This window comes from Algibacter lectus (assembly GCF_004368925.1).
Lineage (GTDB): Bacteria > Bacteroidota > Bacteroidia > Flavobacteriales > Flavobacteriaceae > Algibacter > Algibacter lectus.
Genome location: NZ_SORL01000007.1, coordinates 849,953 through 868,683, shown reverse-complemented (window position 1 = coordinate 868,683; position 18,731 = coordinate 849,953). Strand labels below are relative to the sequence as shown.

12 protein-coding genes are annotated in these 18,731 nt (G+C 33.0%); 9 read left to right on the top strand and 3 right to left on the bottom strand.

All coding sequences use genetic code 11. From position 1 onward, the window contains the following. Positions 1-4 precede the first annotated feature (4 nt). Positions 5-1,762, bottom strand: coding sequence for an alpha-L-rhamnosidase-related protein (locus tag DFQ06_RS04680; RefSeq protein ID WP_074935492.1), 1,758 nt, complete (start codon positions 1,760-1,762; stop codon positions 5-7). Between the two features lie 287 nt (positions 1,763-2,049). Between DFQ06_RS04680 and DFQ06_RS04675 the strand changes: the two genes are divergently transcribed. The 9 genes from DFQ06_RS04675 to DFQ06_RS04635 all read left to right on the top strand — a co-directional run bounded on the left by DFQ06_RS04675 (position 2,050) and on the right by DFQ06_RS04635 (position 16,888). Next, complete coding sequence (locus DFQ06_RS04675) at positions 2,050-3,489, top strand: sulfatase family protein (protein WP_208326564.1); 1,440 nt, start codon at positions 2,050-2,052, stop codon at positions 3,487-3,489. A gap of 322 nt (positions 3,490-3,811) precedes the next feature. Then, on the top strand, positions 3,812-7,042 hold the full coding sequence (locus DFQ06_RS04670) for a SusC/RagA family TonB-linked outer membrane protein (RefSeq protein WP_133966278.1): 3,231 nt from the start codon (positions 3,812-3,814) through the stop codon (positions 7,040-7,042). Positions 7,043-7,066: 24 nt separating this feature from the next. Next, positions 7,067-8,605 (top strand): RagB/SusD family nutrient uptake outer membrane protein, encoded by a 1,539-nt coding sequence (locus tag DFQ06_RS04665; protein ID WP_133966276.1) that lies wholly within the window; start codon positions 7,067-7,069, stop codon positions 8,603-8,605. 96 nt (positions 8,606-8,701) lie between these two features. Further along, positions 8,702-10,183, top strand: coding sequence for a sulfatase family protein (locus DFQ06_RS04660; protein ID WP_133966274.1), 1,482 nt, complete (start codon positions 8,702-8,704; stop codon positions 10,181-10,183). 21 nt (positions 10,184-10,204) lie between these two features. Next, on the top strand, positions 10,205-11,734 hold the full coding sequence (locus DFQ06_RS04655) for a sulfatase (RefSeq protein ID WP_074935489.1): 1,530 nt from the start codon (positions 10,205-10,207) through the stop codon (positions 11,732-11,734). A 63-nt stretch (positions 11,735-11,797) separates the two neighbouring features. Further along, positions 11,798-13,216, top strand: coding sequence for a sulfatase family protein (locus DFQ06_RS04650; protein ID WP_074935488.1), 1,419 nt, complete (start codon positions 11,798-11,800; stop codon positions 13,214-13,216). 89 nt (positions 13,217-13,305) lie between these two features. Continuing rightward, the gene (locus DFQ06_RS04645) at positions 13,306-14,484 is read left to right on the top strand and encodes a carboxypeptidase-like regulatory domain-containing protein (RefSeq protein ID WP_074935752.1); all 1,179 of its coding nucleotides are present in this window, start codon (positions 13,306-13,308) and stop codon (positions 14,482-14,484) included. Between the two features lie 37 nt (positions 14,485-14,521). Beyond that, positions 14,522-15,550, top strand: coding sequence for a class 1 fructose-bisphosphatase (gene fbp, locus DFQ06_RS04640; protein WP_074935487.1), 1,029 nt, complete (start codon positions 14,522-14,524; stop codon positions 15,548-15,550). Positions 15,551-15,841: 291 nt separating this feature from the next. Further along, on the top strand, positions 15,842-16,888 hold the full coding sequence (locus DFQ06_RS04635) for a GntR family transcriptional regulator (RefSeq protein WP_074935486.1): 1,047 nt from the start codon (positions 15,842-15,844) through the stop codon (positions 16,886-16,888). 319 nt (positions 16,889-17,207) lie between these two features. On the opposite strand, the gene DFQ06_RS04630 is transcribed toward DFQ06_RS04635, so the two are convergent. After that, positions 17,208-18,302 carry a leucine-rich repeat domain-containing protein gene (locus DFQ06_RS04630; protein WP_133966272.1) on the bottom strand — a complete coding sequence of 365 codons (1,095 nt, stop codon included), beginning with the start codon at positions 18,300-18,302 and terminating at the stop codon, positions 17,208-17,210. A 27-nt stretch (positions 18,303-18,329) separates the two neighbouring features. Further along, positions 18,330-18,677: a hypothetical protein gene (locus tag DFQ06_RS04625; RefSeq protein WP_133966270.1), complete on the bottom strand. Its 348-nt coding sequence runs from the start codon at positions 18,675-18,677 to the stop codon at positions 18,330-18,332. Between the last annotated feature and the right edge of the window lie 54 nt (positions 18,678-18,731).

Below are 18,731 nucleotides of genomic sequence, written 5' to 3'. Positions count from 1 at the left end.
GAATTTATTGAATTACTTTTAACCCTTTTGGAGCCTCTATAGATGTTGTTATTTTACCGTTAGATTCTTTTTTATGACCGACTTTTAATACTCCAAATTTTGTTGGAAACGTACCGTTAACAAATTCTAACTCGCCAAGGTGTGGTTCTAGTTTTATAGTATTTCCGCCATCTAAAACATTTACGCCTAATACATGCTGTGTTAACCAAGATGTTGGTCCGCTTGCCCAACCATGGCATAAACTATGCCTTAATCCTACATAACAAAAGGCTCCAAAATCTTTATGAATATCACTTTTGTTTTCAGTGGGAACTTCGTCAATTCTTCCGCTAATTTTGCCTTCTGTAATATTAAAATCTTCCCAAAACGTTGTAGCACCTAAATCTAACATGCCACCCCAATAGTCTTTAATAACATTTATAGCCCCGTTGTAATCATCGGCTTTAGCCATAGCTTCTAAAATATAATAGCCATAAAATGTAGACATATTTTCTACGCCGTTTTTTGTTAAAATTTCTAAATTAATTTGTTTTGCTTTTGCAATATCTGCCAATACCATTAAGGAGGCTGCTTGTTTTGTTGTGTTGCCTTCAGGGATATGTTTCTTTAAATTTTTAGATATTTTTTTATATTTTTTCTGTAGATCGGGTCTGTTAAATTCTCCCATAATGTCCGACCCAGCTTCAAAAGTCATAATCATCATAGCTTGTAAGCCTGCATGAATAGCTTTAGGATCTGTACTTGTTGGCCAATCTAAAAAACGCATTCCGTTTAAAACCTCTTTATTATCGATATCTATAAAAGTGCTTAACTGATCTAACAATGCAATCATATAGGTTTCTTGTTCTTTTAAGTATGGTAAATCACCATGATAATCGTACCAGTTTTTATGAATTAATAACCACCACATTGAATACGAACTAATGGTATTCATCCATTGTGGTAACGGGTGTTGGTCTCTTGCCAAATCTAAACTTTTAGGGACAATACTATTTTTTCCAAAAACAGTATTAATCGTCATCACTTCGGGATGCATATCGCCAACCCAAACTAAACGATCTCTTTTTATACCGTCCCATAAATAACTTTGCATGTTTAAATGCACAGTATAAGCACCTGTTAGCCAAATATCATTTAAACGTTTATCGCTACTTTCAAAGGAGCCTAAATAGGAAATGTCTCTATATGTAAATGCTGCTGCAATTTCTTTTAATGGTGCGTTTTCATTAGCGTCAACTAAATCAATTCTAAGAAAACGAAACCCAGTTTCTCCAACTTCCACAGAGCCTAACCATGGGACTTCAATAATAAAATCTCTTAAAGAGTGTTCGTTTGTTGCTGTATTTTCACCACCAACATCAGACATGGTTTCTGAGACCGATTCACCAAAACGCAATCTTAATTTAAGTGGTGTTTTACTCGGTCTAATGCCCATTGATATTTTTACACCACCATGAATTTCTTTTCCGTAGTCTAAAATAATACCGGGTTTGTGAGTGTCTGTGCTTATTAATCTGAATTGATTTTTATCATTCACAGCTACTTGGCCGTTTCCTTTTTTTAATAAGGTTTCTTCGTTTTGGATATACGTATCTGTATTATCCGATTGCCAAATGATTTTTTGCGGGGTTAAATAGGTTTTAACCATTTTTGAATGACTCGCTCTAGCTTCATCACTTTCGTTGAAAATAGGAGGGAGTTGCCCGAAAAATAAGGTTTGGCTTAAAAGGAAAACCAATAATATAGCGTGTGTTTTTTTCATTTTTTGACTTTATTGAAAAAGATTAATAATTTTTATGTGTTACACTGGCTTGTAAAAGTACCTCAGAATACAATAAATAGTATCCTGTTGAAACCTGTTGCCTTTATATATTAAATGAAAGGCGGTTACTTGTTTTTGGTTTAAAATCATTGATATAAAAAAGGAGTATAGCAGATATAGCAGGATACATTAGGGGATTATATTTAATATTTTTGAGGACTAATTTAATATGTGATTTTATGTTTTTTGCTAGAATTCGATTTACTCTTCTAATCATTAGTGTTTCTATGTGGTTTCAAAGTTGTAAAAGTCAAAACGATGTAAAAGAACGAATTGAGGATACACAGCCATTAAACGTTGTACTTATTTTATTAGATGATCAAGGTTATGATACAGCCATAGATGGAACAAAAGGTATTAAAACACCTAATTTTGATAAGTTTACAAGAAAAGGTATGCGTTTCACTAATTCTTATGCTAGCGTACCATCATGTTCGCCAAGTAGAAGTTCTATTAATACCGGTATGTTTCCGCATGCAAATGGGCATTGGAGAAATACCATAACACCAAAATTAAGTGATCCAGATAGTTTCTTTGGAAAAGAATCTCCAACGGTTGATGCAGTAGGTATTCATGAATACATTAAAACTTTACCAGAAGTTTTGAAGGAATATGGGTTTTTCACAGCTATAACTCAAAAATTTCACATGAGTCCACCTTGGAAATTTCCATATTCAGATAGGAATCCTGTTCATAATAATCCGGAGGAGTATAAAAGGGTGATTTCAGAATTTATAGATAATGCAGGAAGTCAGCCGTTTTTTTTTCAAGCAAATATTTCGCCGCCACATAGAAATTTTGACACTCATATGAATGAGTTTCCTGAATATATGGTAGACCCAAGTATCATTACTGTTCCAGAATATTTACCAGATACGCCGTTAATGCGCGAGGATTTGAGTAAATATTTTGGGTGTATACAGTTAGCCGATGCTTGTGCGGGAAGTATTATAGAAGCTTTAAAACTTAAAGGGAAATTTGAAAATACCCTAATTATTTTTACTTCCGATCAAGGTCAACCTTATCATAGAGCGAAAGCCTCAGCTTATGCCGAAGGATTACATGTGCCTTTCGCTGTTGTTGGTCCAAATATTAGAAAGAATAAAATCTCTGAGGCGTTAGTTTCTCATGTAGATATTATGCCTACTATATTAGACTTTTTAAATATTCCTGTACCCCAGACTGTTCAAGGTAAATCTTTAATTCCTATTTTATCTGGTAGAGCAAAAAAAATACAGAGCAGAAAATATATTTTTGGCGAGCATAATTCTCATGGACCAAACCCAAAGGAGCACTACCCAAGTCGTATGGTTTTTGATGGTGAATTTTATTTTATTAAAAACTTAATGCCAAATAAAGATTATTTACTTCCTGCCGATTTAAGTGATGTTAAAGGTTGGAATAATAGAAGTTATGAGGCTACTATACAGGCTAAGTTTAGCCATCCAAAACAGTATAAAATTTTAAGGTTACTAGAATCTGGACGGCCGGAAGAGGAACTTTATAACATTAAAACAGATCCATATCAGCTTGTTAATTTGGCTAACGATGCTAGTTATAATACAAAAAAAATGGAGTTAAAAAACGCATTGAAGACATGGCGAAAGGAAACACAGGATGAAGTTGAAAATCCAGCAAAAATAAAGACACGACAAAACATACGTTAACGTTTTATAAAAGTAAATAGGTTTTATAGTTTAAAAGATAAGTGTATAAGTGGTGGTCTTTTCTTGCGTAATAGAGATAAATAAAGTCTTGTTTCAATAAATTACTAGTGTTGTATCTTCCAAAGGTAGTGACAGAAGAAAGATGAAAGCATTTTTTTTGTTCTTTTTGTTTCCTGTTTGTTATTGTTTTAAGGGCGTATCTTGTATTAAAAGTTGTTATTGCAGATTCGGCAGGATGCAATTATGTTAAGATTATATTAATATTGTTGGAGTTAGAATAAACCATTAATCATCAAGATTAAAAAAAATTAAAAACTAAATTATGAAATTAATTAATTACGAGAATGTCTTGAAGAAGATTCTATTCTTTTTCTTTATTATGCTTTCTTTAGGAAGTTATGCTCAAGAAATTGTTAAAGGTGTTATTAAATCTTCAAACGATTTACCTTTACCAGGTGTTGCTGTTGTGCAATTAGGAACATCCAATGGGACGGTTACAGATTTTGATGGTAATTATGAAATCACTTTAAAGCCAGGCTCTAAAACATTAGTCTATAGATATATTGGGTTTGTATCTGTTGAACGTCCAATAAATAGTTCGGGTACTGTAAATATTACTTTAAAGGAAGATATTCAATCATTAAACGAAGTGGTTGTTATTGGTTATGGCGCGGTAAAAAGGGAAGATGTAACAGGTGCTATAAGCTCTGTTAAAAGTAAAGATTTAGAAGATCAATTTTATACTAGTATAACTGAGACCCTTCAAGGTCAGGCTTCAGGTGTATTGGTTTCTCAAGATTCAGGTGAACCAGGCGGAGGGATTTCTGTAAATATTAGGGGGATAAATAGTATAAGTGGAAGTAGTCAGCCGTTATATGTAATAAATGGTATTCCATTAGGTTTAGATACTCAGGCAGAAGGCGATAACTTTTTTACAAGTACTAACCCGTTGGCAGATTTAAACCCAGATGATATTGAAAGTATAGAAGTTTTAAAAGATGCATCGGCCACCGCCATTTATGGTGCTAGAGCAGGAAATGGTGTTGTTTTAATTAAAACCAAGGAAGCAAAGGTAGGAAAAACAAGAATTGAGATGTCTTTTAAAAGCTCTATTTCCAGTATTGGATTACCTTACGAGTTAGCCACAGCAAGCCAGTTTGCTCAATTTGCAAATGATAGAACGGTAATACAAACTCCACAATTAACGTATCAACAATTGGTAGATGATGATAGAATTCAATTTGATGGATCAGAACCAAATAGACCGCTACCTGAAAATGCTGGTGTAGGTACCAATTTTATGGATGCTATTTTTAGACAAGGTTTTAATAATACTGTGAATTTTAGTATTTCCGGTGGTACAAAAGCATTTTCTCAGCTATTATCTGTGAATTATAATCAAAATGAAGGTAATATTATAAATTCTGTATTTCGCAGAATGAATTTGAGATATAATTCCAAAATGAAAGTGGGTGATAATTTCACACTTAATACAAATCTTCAATTAAATAACACCAAAAATCAAAGGGTGCAAACTAGTGCAAGAAGTGGTTTGGCAGGTGTTGTTTTTTCGGCCATGAGGATTAACCCATATGTTCGTTTATTTGATGAAGCTGGCGACTTGAATGAGTTTGACCAAGAAGGCGAAATTGTACAAAATCCTTTAATTGAAGCAACGCAAGCAGATAATGTTGTGCGAGGTAAATCGATGATATTCTCTACAAGCGGGGTGTATAACTTAGCCAAAGGTTTAAACTGGACCAATAGAATTGGTTTTAATTATAACAATAATACAAATCAAAGTTTTCAAAACAAAAAAACACGATCTGGACGAAACGCTAATGGACGCTTATTTCTTTCTGATGCTGAAACTAATAGGTTTACAGCCGAATCATTTGTAAATTATAATAATCAAAACTTCAATAGTCATAACATAAATGTTACGGCAGGTGCTAGTTATACCGATGTTACAAGTTTTAGAAAAAGCACATTGTATAACGATTTTACATTCGATGATTTAGGCGTAGATGCTATCCAGTTGGCAGGAACTATTTCGGATCCTAAATCTTTTAAATCAAATAATTATATCCAATCCTTATTATTCAGGTTTGTTTATTCCTACAAAAAGAAATATACCTTTACAGCAACAGGTAGAAATGATGGGGATTCTAAATTTAGTCAAGGAGAGCCATGGGGATTCTTTCCTTCGGCCGCGCTTTCTTGGGATATAAATAAAGAAGGATTTATGAAAAAAATAAGATCCATTTCTCAATTTAAGTTAAGAGTCTCTTATGGTGAAGTTGGTAGTTCTATTGGTGTAGGGCCGTATTCAACATTAGATACTTATGCAATAGGTAGAATAGGGTTAACAGACAATACCTTAAATACTGCTACTTTTTCGGAACGTATTGCAAATAAAAACCTGACTTGGGAAACGAGTAGAACATTAAATTTAGGTGTAAATTTAAATTTCTTTAAAAACAGGTTAAGAACATCGGTGGATGTTTATGAAAGAATAACTGATAATCTATTAAACAACCTACAAATACCATTACAGAATGGTTTTGGATCAATACCAATTAATGATGGTGAATTAGAAAATAGGGGTATTGAAATAGATTTGGGGTATGATATTTTTAATAATGAAAAGTTTTCATGGACAACCAAACTAAATTGGACGAAAAATGTGACTAAGTTGATTGAATATGGTACAAATGAGTTTATTCAAGGGCCTAATTTAGCGACCAATTTCTTTGGAATAGATGGAACAAGAACAGCTCCGGGACAAGAATTAGGTTTGTTTTATGGTTACAAAGTTACAGGGTTAATTCAAGTGGACGATTTAGTAGATTACGCTAATGGTAACTTCAATATTAGAACTGAGCCAGGGATAGATTCTGATGGTAATCCAGTCGATGTTCAAATTTTTGCAACCACAGCTCGAAATAACAATGGTAATGGTAACCCACAAGCAAATACACCAGGGTTATGGAAGTTTGACGATCTTAATGGAGATGGCGTAATAAGTATAGAAGATAGGCAAGTTATAGGTAATCCTAATCCAGATTTTTTCTTCGGATGGAACAATCAATTTAAGATTGGAGATTTTAACATTTCCATGTTCGTACAAGGCTCTTTCGGTAATGATATTCTTAATCTGAATAGAGGTTTTATTGGCTCTGGTTGGGTAGGTGCTAATAGTTCTCAAGATTATCTTAAAAACCGTTGGACCCTAGATGATCAGCATAATGATATCAGATACCCAAGTAATGGAAGTCCTGAAGTTGTTAATATTCCAAATTCTGTTTATGTAGAAGATGGTTCTTATGTTAGACTTAAAAACTTAAGTGTGAGGTACAATTTAAGAAAGGTTCCCTTTTTTAAAAATGCGTCTATAATTGCAACAGGAACTAACATGGTTACTATTACAAACTATACCGGGCCAGATCCAGAAGTTAGTACAAATGGAAATGGCGCCTTAAATAGAGGTATTGATTATTCGGCTTACCCAAGACCAAAGGTGTATACATTAGGAGTAAACTTAACATTTTAATAGTCTAAAATAAAAAAATATATTATGAAACTTAAACATATAATAGTTTTCTGTTTAATGATTGTAGGCCTTGTATCGTGTGATACTGCCTTAGAAGAGGAAATATTTTCAACCTACAGTAGTGATACGTTTTATCAAAATGAAGATCAGTTACAAGCTCAAAATCTTGGGATTTACGAAGCGTTTAAGCATGTTGTTTGGGAACAGGATATGTATATGCTAGGAACTATGGCAGGAAGTAAATATGCTACTTCTAGGAGTCTTGGTTTTGCTATTCATTCAGCTTATTTAACTCCAGAACAACAACCTTTTAGGTACGACCGTATATGGCGTACTGGTTTTATTGCGATTGGACGGGCTAATACCATTATTAAAAATATGCCTTTATCTCCTTTTTTTACAGAACAACCAGAAATAGCTAATCGCTATTTAGCAGAAGCAAGATGGATGCGTGCATATACTTATTTTCAGTTAACACAAGTTTTTGGCGATTTACCTATCTATACAGAACCAGTAACATCGGCAAATCCAGATATTTTATTTAAAGGAAGAAGCTCTGTAGGAGATGTTTATAATTTAATAATTGAAGATTTAATATTTGCAAATGAGAACTTACCAGTAACTTGGACTAAAACAGGTTCAGGCCGAGTAACAAAAGCAGGAGGAGCTTTCTTATTGGGTAAAGTGTATTTAACTTCTGCAGGATTACCTTTGGAAAGAACAGAGAATTATCAAAAAGCTATAGAGGTTTTAAAGCCGTTGGCAGATAATCCTCAAGATTACGATGTGGCATTAGAAGATAATTGGGGAAGAATATTCGATATTTCTAATGAAGGAAATAAAGAAATTATTTTTGCATTTGGAAATATTTACGAAAATGGACTTGGAGGCGTATTACCTGTTTGGGCAAATCCTAACTTAAGCACTGTTGGAGGAATACAGTCAGCAAATGGTAGTAATTATTTATTAGCATGGCATCCTGCTATTTTAGATCTTTACGAGGCTGATGATGTGAGATTGGTTCAAGGATATCAAAATACATATATCAATAAGCGTACAGGTAATGAAGTACCATATAAAGCAACCCCGCTTGTATCGCGTGGAACGACTTATCAGGGTAGAAGTGGTATATGTTCTACTAAATACATGGATGGTGGAGCTACAAATAATGTAGCGCACACAAAAGATCATATTGTTTATAGGTATGTTGATGCCTTTTTAATGTTGGCAGAAGCTTATAATGAAAATGGAGAGGCAGCAAAAGCATTGCCATATTTAAAAATTGCTAGAGATAGAGTAAATGCTAGTGAAATTACAGAAACAGATCCGGTTGCTCTAAGAACCATTATTAGAGAAGAGAGAACAAGAGAACTTTATGCTGAAATGGGAGAACTTTTCGATTTAAGACGTTGGGGGACTGTAGAACAAGAGTTTGAAGATCACTTATTAAGAAAATGGAGATACCCAAATAATAGTTGGGATGATAAATTTATTTTATCTCCATTACCTAATGCTGAGATAAGTAAAAATCCAAATTTATTGCCTAATAATCCAGGATGGTAGTATAACATTTTAGAAGAGTAAAAGCCGCAAATTTTATGTTTGTGGCTTTTATTACTAAACAATAATTAGTTTTTTACTGTCATAACAGTATAGAATATGAGATGTATATATATATTATTTAGCTTAGCTGTACTGTTGTCTTGTAAGTCTAGAGTTTTAGAATCTAGTGAAATAACTTCGCGAAAATCACCAAACCTTGTTATAGTACTTTCAGATCAACACTCTGCCGATATGGTTGGAGCATATGGCAATACACAAATAATAACACCAAATTTAGATAAGCTTGCCAGCGAAGGCATGTTACTTGAAAATGCATTTTCGAGTCAACCCGTTTGTACACCTTTTAGAGGGATGTTAATGAGTGGCATGCATCCATTAAAAAATGGAGCCTTTGTTAACGATGCGCCTTTATTGCCTAATAAAACAAATTTGTTGGCAGAAATATTAAAAGAAAAAGGCTATCAAACCGCGTATTTTGGAAAATGGCATTTATTGGGGGGCGATAGAGATAGACCTATTCCTGAAGCGTTAACTTATGGTTTCGATACTATTTTAACCAACAACTGTCATGTAGATTTTAGGGCAGGGAAAGCCTTTTTTTGGAATAAAAACGGGGAAAAGGAATTTTTTAGCGAGTGGGAACCCTATGGGCAAACACGTCAAGCTATTAATTATTTAAAGCAAATAGATAAAACCAAACCATTCGCCATAATTTTGTCTTTACATCCACCACACGATTGGGGCAAGTTTAAAGGAGAGGATGGTAAAATGCATTATCGATACGACACAGAGGATGAGTTGATGAATTTGTATAATCGAGATTCTATAATTTTACGTCCTGGTTTAGAAGATACTCCAGATAGAAGACGCATGTATCACGGCCATATGGCACAAGTTACAGGAGTAGATATTGCTTTAGGTAGATTGATGGATCAATTAAAGAGTATGGATGTGGAAGATAATACCTTGGTAGCATTCTCTGCAGATCATGGAGATATGTTAGAATCTCATAACGCCGTTTTGCCAAAGCAATACCCACACGATTATTCTAACAAAATTCCGTTTATCATTAAATATCCTAAGAAAATAAAAAGCGGCTTAAAAACAAAAACGCTTTTTGGGACTTTAGATATTTTACCTACCCTTTTAGGGTATTTGGATATTGATACGAAACAAGAGTTTGATGGTCGTGATTTGTCGGCGGCATTAATAAAGAACCAATCTAATAAAGATAATTATGTACCACTTTGGGTATATCGTCTTGGCCATGCAAATAACATTAATTGGCGAGGTGTTGTTACAGAAGAATTTACATTTTCTATGGATAAAGATAATAACCCTATTACCAATACTTTGTTTGATAGAATAAAAGATCCATCCCAATTAAATAACTTATATGAAGATCCAGAATACAAAGTTATTAAGAGTCGTCTCAAAGAGTTGACTTACCAATGGATGGATAAATACCATGATGACTTTTATGGGGCTGATGAGTTTAAATCCGTTCAGCCAAAAGAAACATGGCAGTATAATTATACCAAAAATCCTGTTGAGCTTTTTGAAGCTAAAAACAAATAATAATTCGATAAAAATATTAAGATGAAAAAACTGTTTTTTTTAATTTTAACTTGTGCCTTAATCACTAGAATAGAGGCTCAAAATAAACCCAACGTAGTTTTTATTTTAGCTGATGATTTAGGCTGGAGCGATGTTACACTTTACGGTAAAACTAAACTATACGAAACTCCAAATTTAGAACGTTTGGCCGCTAGAGGTATTACTTATACAAGAGCTTACGCAGCAAGTCCATTATGTTCTCCAACACGATCAAGTATTTTAACGGGACAAACACCGGCTAGAACGGGTATTACAGCGCCTACTGCACATTTAGGAGAGGTGAAATTAAAAGCAACACTACAAAAAAATCCAGCTCCTGGGAATAAAGCGGTCATGTTAGAATCTGTTTCACGACTAGATAATCAATTACCAACTTTAGGTAAACAATTTAAAAATGCGGGGTACCAAACAGCACATTTTGGAAAGTGGCATTTAGGAAAAACACCTTATTCTCCTTTAGAACATGGTTTTGATGTTGATATTCCACATTGGCCAGGGCCAGGGCCTGCAGGTAGTTTTGTTGCTCCATGGAAATATCCAAGTTTTAAAGAAAAATATACTAAAGAACACATAGAAGATAGAATGGCAGACGAAGCCGTTTCTTGGTTAAGATCTATAGATAAGTCTGTGCCATTTTTTATGAATTATTGGCAATTTTCTGTGCATGCGCCTTTTGATGCCAAGGAAACTCTAAAAAAATATTATAGAACAAAAGTAGATTTAACGGATGCGCAACATTCTGCAACTTATGCAGCAATGATTCATTCTATGGATGATGCCATTGGACGATTGCTAGATGAATTGGATAGATTAAATTTAAGCGAAAACACCATTATTGTTTTCACGAGTGATAACGGAGGGAATATGTACAATGGGGTAACAGATGTTTTACCAAACGGAGAAGAATATGTAGCTCCACCAACAAGCAATAGACCTTTACGTGGCGGAAAAGCAACGATGTTTGAAGGCGGCGTAAGAGTGCCAACAGTTATTTCATATCCTGGAATTACTGCACCTGGAACAACGAGTGATGCATTAATTCAGTCTACAGATTTCTATCCAACGTTGTTGCATTTAGCAGGTTTAGAAATGCCTAAAAATTACACTGTTGATGGTATTGATATTACCGAAACTTTAAAAGGTAAAGATGTAAAAAGAGAAGGGGTCTTTACATATTTTCCGCATCAACCAGGAGTTCCTGATTGGTTGCCAACAGCAATGTCTGTGCACTCTGGAGATTGGAAATTAATTAGGTTATTTCATCAAGGAAATGATTTTAAGCACGATTATTTATTATATAATTTAAAATGGGATGTGAGCGAGCATAATAATTTAGCCAAAGTATATCCGGAAAAAGTTACGGAATTAGATAAATTAATTGAGAAACATATTCAAGATACAAAAGCTATTATACCCATTCAAAATCCAAAATTCGATATAACCAAGTACAGACCAGAAAATGTTGGAAAACAACTAAAAGGATTAAAAGGAGAGAAACTAGAAATTAATTAAAGAAAAACACCCATTTCTAGGGTGTTCTATTAGTGTTTAGAAACTATAAAAAAAATATTATTTATGAAATCTTATATAAAACTAGCATTCGCCTTTGCTTTTTGCGTTTTAAATGCGCAATGTCAAAGTACAAACGACACCGCGAAAAAAAGTGGTGTTAATAAAGAAAAATCCAAACCAAATTTCATTGTCATTTATACAGACGATCATGGATATTCAGATCTTTCAATTCAAGGTATCAAAAATGATGTTAAAACTCCAAACATAGATAATTTAGCTCGTAATGGGGTGCGTATGGAAAGTGGATATTCTACAGCGCCGCAATGTGTGCCATCTAGAGGCGGTATTTTAACAGGACGTTTCCAATCTAGATTTGGATTAGAACTTAATGGTGATTCTTTGGAAGGATTTGATGCAGAAACCACTATTGCGGACAGGCTTAAAAGTGCTGGTTATGCTACTGGTATGGCTGGAAAATGGCATTTGGGCCCTGGAAATCAAATAACCAAACATGGTTTCGACCATGTGTTTTACAAAAACAGTGCGCAACCAGGAGTGGCTAATTTTAATTTTGAAGGTAAGTCTATTCCTTTAGCTGCTGGAACTACTAAAATGTATCATTTAGATGCGTGTAGTAAAGCGGCAACAACTTTTATAGAAATGCATAAGGATAAACCGTTCTTTTTCTATTTAGCATATAGAGCACCACACGTGCCATTGGATGCGACACAAAAATATTTGGATCGCTTCCCTGGTAAAATGCCAGAACGTCGTCGTCAAGCTTTAGCCATGCTTTCAGCTGTAGATGATGGTGTTGGAGAAATTATGAAAACTTTAGATGAAAATAATTTAACAGACAATACGGTTATTTTCATTATTGGAGATAACGGCGCACCTTTAAAGATTACAAAAGAAGATAAACCTGGGGGTGGTCCTGGATGGGATGGTTCTTTAAACGATCCATTGAATGGTGAAAAAGGCACCTTAATTGAAGGAGGTATCAGGACCCCTTTCGTGGTGTATTGGAAAGATAAATTGGTAAAAGGAACATATAAGCACCCAGTGTCCTCCATGGATTTTGCTGCAACGGCAGTAGAATTGGCAGGATTATCAACAGATGATAAGTTAGATGGTGTTAATTTAATTCCCTTTTTAAACGGAGAAAAATTGGGAGCTCCTCATGATAAATTGTGTTGGAGATGGGGAGGACAATCGGCCATTAGAAAAGGTGAATGGAAATTCTTGAAAGGTGATGATAGAGAATATCTTTTTAATTTGGATGAGGATATTGAAGAAAAGAATGATTTGCTTGCTAAGCATCCGGAAATAGTTAAGGAGTTAAAAAAAGAATTATTGGCATGGAGTAATGGATTGACTCCAACCGGGTTTTCAAAAGGAGAAATGTCTAAAAATGCTAACGCCTATTTTGATTATTATCTAGATGGAAAGCTCAATAAAAAAATTAAAGTAGGTAAAAAATAAAACATTTACAGGCTGAGGTTTAAGTAGTTAGTCCGCCTAAAATGTAATCTGAGGACTAGATTAAGCTTATGTCTAAAATAAAATTAGAAATGAAAAAAAATATAATAATGCTTTTGGTTGCAATGCTTTTTGTAGGTGCAAATTATGCTTATTCCCAACAGAAAAATGAGGTTTTACTGGAAGGTGTTGTTATAGATGAATATAAGATGGTAGTGCCATATGCTGCCATAGGTATACCTTCCAAATATATGGGTACTGCAAGTAATGACGAAGGTGGTTTTCAACTATCACTGGCTAAAAGCAACCTGCAAGATTCTTTAGAAATTTCAAGTATTGGCTATAAAACATATAAAATAAAAGTTCAAGATTATTTAGATAAAAAAGTGAAAAGTATAGTCCTAAAAGAGGATATTGTATCACTTTCTGAGGTTAAACTTTTAAATCCTAGTGCGTATGTTAAAAATGCTGTAAAAAAGGTTAAATATAATACGTTAAGTTCTAAACATCAGTTAAATATGATATACAGGCGCTCTTCTGTAGAAGATGGAAAAACCCGTTTTATGGTAGAGCATTATCTTAAAATATTAGATTATGGGCCTACGGTACCAAGTTTTGATGAAATGGAAATTGCAGAGCAAAGAAAATCTGCCGATTATCGATTCGTTAATAAAAAGCAACCTGTGCATACCGTAATTGTAATGGCTCAAATAGACCCAATAAGACAAGGTTTTTCATTAAAAGATTATGATTGGAGTAAAACAGGTGATACCTCTTATGATGGTGAAGATATTGTTATTATTTTAGGTAAAGAAAAGGACAATCCAAAGAAATTTATAAGGCTCTATATAGGTATTGATACTTACGGTATTTACAAAATGGAACTATCTAGATTAAATTCTCTTTTTCTTTATAAGAAAGATATTAATGGAAAATTAGTTTTGAGTTATCATAACAGAGACCCGTCTTTTCAGGGAACCATTAGTGAACAAAAAAGGAAACTTTTGAAGTTGAAAACTACAAAAGTAAAATGTGCTTACAGACATGAAGCCATAGTTTTAAGTGTGATTTCGGATAGAAATAAATTTGATATTGAAAATATAAATAGTAAGCGTAGCGATATGGGAGACTTTGATATAAAATACAATCCTACCTTTTGGGATACTATTAATTTGCCTCCCGAAACCGCATTTTACAAAAAAAGTGTAAACGATTTAGAATCTATTTATGGTGTGCCAATAGAAACACAATTTAATGCTGTAAATAAATAAATAAATATAATATTTAAGCAATAATGCTAAGTTGATTATGGAGAATAAGCATATAACTTTGGGTGAGTTTATCATTGAAAATCAAAAACATTTTAAATACTCCTCTGGTGAACTTTCAAGATTATTAAATTCAATTAGATTGGCCGCCAAAGTGGTAAATCATGAAGTTGGAAAAGCTGGTTTGGTAGATATTATTGGGACGGTAGGAGAAACTAACATTCAAGGTGAAGATCAACAAAAATTAGATCTTTTTGCTAACAATGTTTTTAAAACAGCCTTAATTAACAGGGAAATAGTATGTGGTATTACTAGTGAAGAAGAGGAGGATTTTATTACAATTCAAGGTAAAACAAATTCACATAGAAATAAATATGTGGTATTAATTGATCCATTAGATGGGTCGTCTAATATTGATGTTAATGTAAGTGTAGGAACCATTTTTTCAATTTACAGAAGATCAACTCCTATGGGAATGCCGGTAAAAAAAGAAGATTTTTTACAAAAAGGAAATGAGCAAGTAGCAGCAGGGTATATAATTTATGGTACATCTACTATGTTGGTTTACACCACAGGACATGGAGTTAATGGCTTTACATTAAATCCTGCCATAGGGTCGTTTTATTTATCGCATGCCAATATGCGTTTTCCCGAAAATGGAAATACGTTTTCTATTAACAATGGTAATTACACCCATTTCCCTCAAGGAGTAAAAGATTATTTAAAATTTTGCCAAGCAGAAGAAGGAAACCGGCCCTATACTTATCGCTATGTAGGTTCGATGGTTTCAGATTTTCACAGAAATTTAATTAATGGCGGTATTTATATGTACCCTACAAGTTCTAAAAATCCAGAAGGAAAGTTGCGTTTATTATATGAGTGTAATCCTATGGCGTTTTTGACAGAACAAGCTGGTGGAAAAGCTAGTGATGGTTACATAAGAATTATGGATATAAAGCCGAGTACTCTACATCAAAGGTGTCCAATTTTTTGCGGCAGTAGACTTATGGTTGAGAAGGCAGAAACGTGTATGAAGAAATATTTGCTAGAGGAAACACCAACAGCTTAAACTTCAAAATTTGTGTATTTGTTTAAATTAGCATTTTTTATAATGCCTTCATTTTTATTGACTTGTAAATTATTTAATTTGTTGTTATTCAGATTATTGTGTGTTTGTTTTTTTCGTTATTGAAGACATATCACCTCTTATAAAAGCTATATTTCCCCGATTTTTTTTTCGTTCTTAGGTAATTTTGAATACCGATTTTTTTATTAGAAATTAATAAATTAAATGAGTTTATAAAATTACATGTAAAGATTTAGGAACGGTTTTTTTTTCAACTTTAAAAAAATAAATTTTATGGAAATATCAAATTTTGTTCAAATTGATGAGGATTCAAGAGAATCAAAATATCAACAAATTGTAAAATCAATAATTCATAATATTGCCATTGGAAATTTAGAAATGGATGAAAAAATTCCATCAATTAATAGTTTCAGTGAAGAGCTTTATGTCTCTAGAGACACCGTTGAAAAGGCGTATAATATTTTAAAGGAGCGTAATGTTATTTCATCAATTAGAGGTAAAGGATTTTATATAGCAAGAACCAAACTTATTTCTAAAATTAATATTTTGTTTCTTGTTAATAAATTGAGCTCTTATAAAATGAGAATTTATAACTCTTTCGTAAATGGTATGGGGGCTAATGCTCAAACCGATTTACATATTTATCATTGTGATGAAACGCTATTCTTAAATTTGTTAACCAAACATAAATCGTCTTATGATTATTATGTAATTATGCCTCATTTTAAAACAGAAAAGCTTCAGCATGTTAGTATGACTGAAACGGTATCTTTAGCTTTGAAAAAAATACCAGAGAATAAGCTTATTTTATTGGATAATGCATTGGAGAGTGACGAAAATCAGATTATTACGGTTTATCAAGATTTTGAGAATGATGTTTATACAGCTTTAAAGCTTGGGATTCAAAAATTATCCAAGTACAAGAGAGTAGTGCTTGTATATCCCAGAGAATCTGTTTATCCTTATCCAAGAAGAATTTGGCGTGGCATTGGAAAATTTTGTGGAGAATATCAATTTGATTTTGAAGTGTTGGATGAGATTTATGATGATATCATAATGAAAAAGGATGATTTATTTATAATCATTGAGGAGTCTGATTTAGTAAATTTTATAACACAGGCTAGAGAACAAGAATATGTGCTAGGAGAAGATGTTGGCGTTATTTCTTACAATGACACTCCTTTAAAGTCTCTTTTTGGAATTTCAGTTGTATCTACAGATTTTGATATTATGGGAGAAACAGCAGCTAAAATGATTTTAAACAAGGAGAGAGGGAGGTTTAAAGTACCTTTTAATTTTATTGATAGAGATTCAATTTAAATAATAAACACTAAGTGAATATATTTATGGCAATCAGTTTCGATCTTCATTATTTTATTGGCTTTGTTTTAATTTATATTTTTTTCTATAATATTGAATTAAAATTTTATTGAAATAAGCATGGTCTTGTTTTATAAATTTGGTTAAATGGCATACATAGAGTTACTTATATCAATATTACACATTAAGTTATTGTAATACAAAAGGCTCATAGGATTTTAAAACCTATGAGCCTTATTGTTTATCTAATATTTTTAGCTTTAAGCAAAAGCAAAAGCAAAAGCAAAAGCAAAAGCAAAAGCAAAAGCAAAAATGAATGTTATTGCTTTACAAAGCGAATAGTTTCTGTCGTATTGTTTTCAAACTTAGCTTTAAAAAGGTAAACACCTTTTGATAAGTTAGAAACATCAAATTCTTTTTGATTAGTAAATGTTTTGATTTCTTTACCTAACATACTATATATTTTTGCAGAAACTACGGCTTTAGATACACTAATACTCTTTGTTGCTGGGTTAGGATATAACTTAAAGTTAGATGCAGATACTATGCGATCAGTTGATAAAGTAGTACCTGATAGAATAGTGAAATAAGATTCCCATTCAAAATTAGTAGCGTCTGTATAATTAGTTACCCCAGTAGCAGTTGGCACAAATAATTGACCCCCAGAAATTGGAGCAGTAATACCACCAAAAGCAGTTGCATTTACGGTATTTGGAGCCGCATCTGCACCTAAGTATAAAGTTTTTAAAGCAGTACAATTAAGAAATGCATTAGGACTAAACGTTGTAATTGCAGTACCTGAGAAATCAACAGTTTCTAAACTTGTACAACCACTAAATGCACCTGTATATACTCTACTTGTTAGGGTATTGTTTTTAAGTGTAAAAGATGTTAAACTAGTACAATCTCTAAATAAATTCCTACCTGATTTACTAGCTGGAGTTCCTATACCACGTCCAAAATTAATGTTTGTTCCTGTTAAATCAATACTGGTAAGGCTAGTACAGCCCCAAAAAATAGCATCTTCAAATCTTAATAAAGAAACATCAACAGTAGAAGGAGCAAAAGTCACTGTAGTTAAATTAAGCAGTTCTCTAAACGCATTAACCCCTACAAGCTTTATACTTCCAGGTAACGAAATAGAAGTGATAATTTGGTCGTTGATCCCAGTATTATTATAAAAGGCACCACCTGCAATAACGGCAACGTTGTATTCTGTATTAGTAGCTGGGTCAGTTACTTTTTCTGGAATAACTAATGAGGCCGATTCCATTCCAGCAACAAAACCCTTGCAACTTACTTCGGTACCGTTCGTTTGAATAGAAAAGTTTAAATTTCCAGCAACAAAGTCTTGTGCAAAAGATTGTGTTACGCACATTACTAGTGCGGCAATAAATAGTAATTGTTTTTTCATAATAAATAGTTTTAGATTAATTGATAATTATTTTTTTTTCTTACTTGCTTTGATAATTTCTTTAGCTCGTTCATTACCAAAAGCTTTAACTAAAGCTCTATTGTATATTTTGGTTGCTTCTTGTCTTTTAGCTTTAAATTCTGGAGTCTCTTTATATTTTTGGTTAACTTGCTTTAAGTTAGATATGTGAACAAACTTAAATTCTTTGATTTTTTCGCTCTTCTCTGTTGTTAATGTGATTTCTTTTTCTAAGTTTTGAACAAACCTAGCAGCACCTTTTCTTGATTGCTCATCATTTGGAGATTGTGCATTGACCATAATTGACATGCCAAATAAGAAATAAAGAGATAATAATACTTTTAAATATTTTTTCATAATAAAGAGTTTTGAATTAATATACTGTGTGTTATTAAGCAATAATACATTCAA

Excerpts from the sequence above, each read along its gene's own strand:
- DFQ06_RS04660 (WP_133966274.1), top strand. The coding sequence starts at position 8,702 with ATGAGATGTATATATATATTATTTAGCTTAGCTGTACTGTTGTCTTGT.
- DFQ06_RS04635 (WP_074935486.1), top strand. The coding sequence starts at position 15,842 with ATGGAAATATCAAATTTTGTTCAAATTGATGAGGATTCAAGAGAATCA.
- DFQ06_RS04645 (WP_074935752.1), top strand. The coding sequence starts at position 13,306 with ATGAAAAAAAATATAATAATGCTTTTGGTTGCAATGCTTTTTGTAGGT.
- DFQ06_RS04625 (WP_133966270.1), bottom strand. The coding sequence starts at position 18,677 with ATGAAAAAATATTTAAAAGTATTATTATCTCTTTATTTCTTATTTGGC.
- DFQ06_RS04680 (WP_074935492.1), bottom strand. The coding sequence starts at position 1,762 with ATGAAAAAAACACACGCTATATTATTGGTTTTCCTTTTAAGCCAAACC.
- DFQ06_RS04650 (WP_074935488.1), top strand. The coding sequence starts at position 11,798 with ATGAAATCTTATATAAAACTAGCATTCGCCTTTGCTTTTTGCGTTTTA.
- DFQ06_RS04675 (WP_208326564.1), top strand. The coding sequence starts at position 2,050 with ATGTGGTTTCAAAGTTGTAAAAGTCAAAACGATGTAAAAGAACGAATT.
- DFQ06_RS04630 (WP_133966272.1), bottom strand. The coding sequence starts at position 18,302 with ATGAAAAAACAATTACTATTTATTGCCGCACTAGTAATGTGCGTAACA.
- DFQ06_RS04655 (WP_074935489.1), top strand. The coding sequence starts at position 10,205 with ATGAAAAAACTGTTTTTTTTAATTTTAACTTGTGCCTTAATCACTAGA.
- fbp (WP_074935487.1), top strand. The coding sequence starts at position 14,522 with ATGGAGAATAAGCATATAACTTTGGGTGAGTTTATCATTGAAAATCAA.
- DFQ06_RS04670 (WP_133966278.1), top strand. The coding sequence starts at position 3,812 with ATGAAATTAATTAATTACGAGAATGTCTTGAAGAAGATTCTATTCTTT.
- DFQ06_RS04665 (WP_133966276.1), top strand. The coding sequence starts at position 7,067 with ATGAAACTTAAACATATAATAGTTTTCTGTTTAATGATTGTAGGCCTT.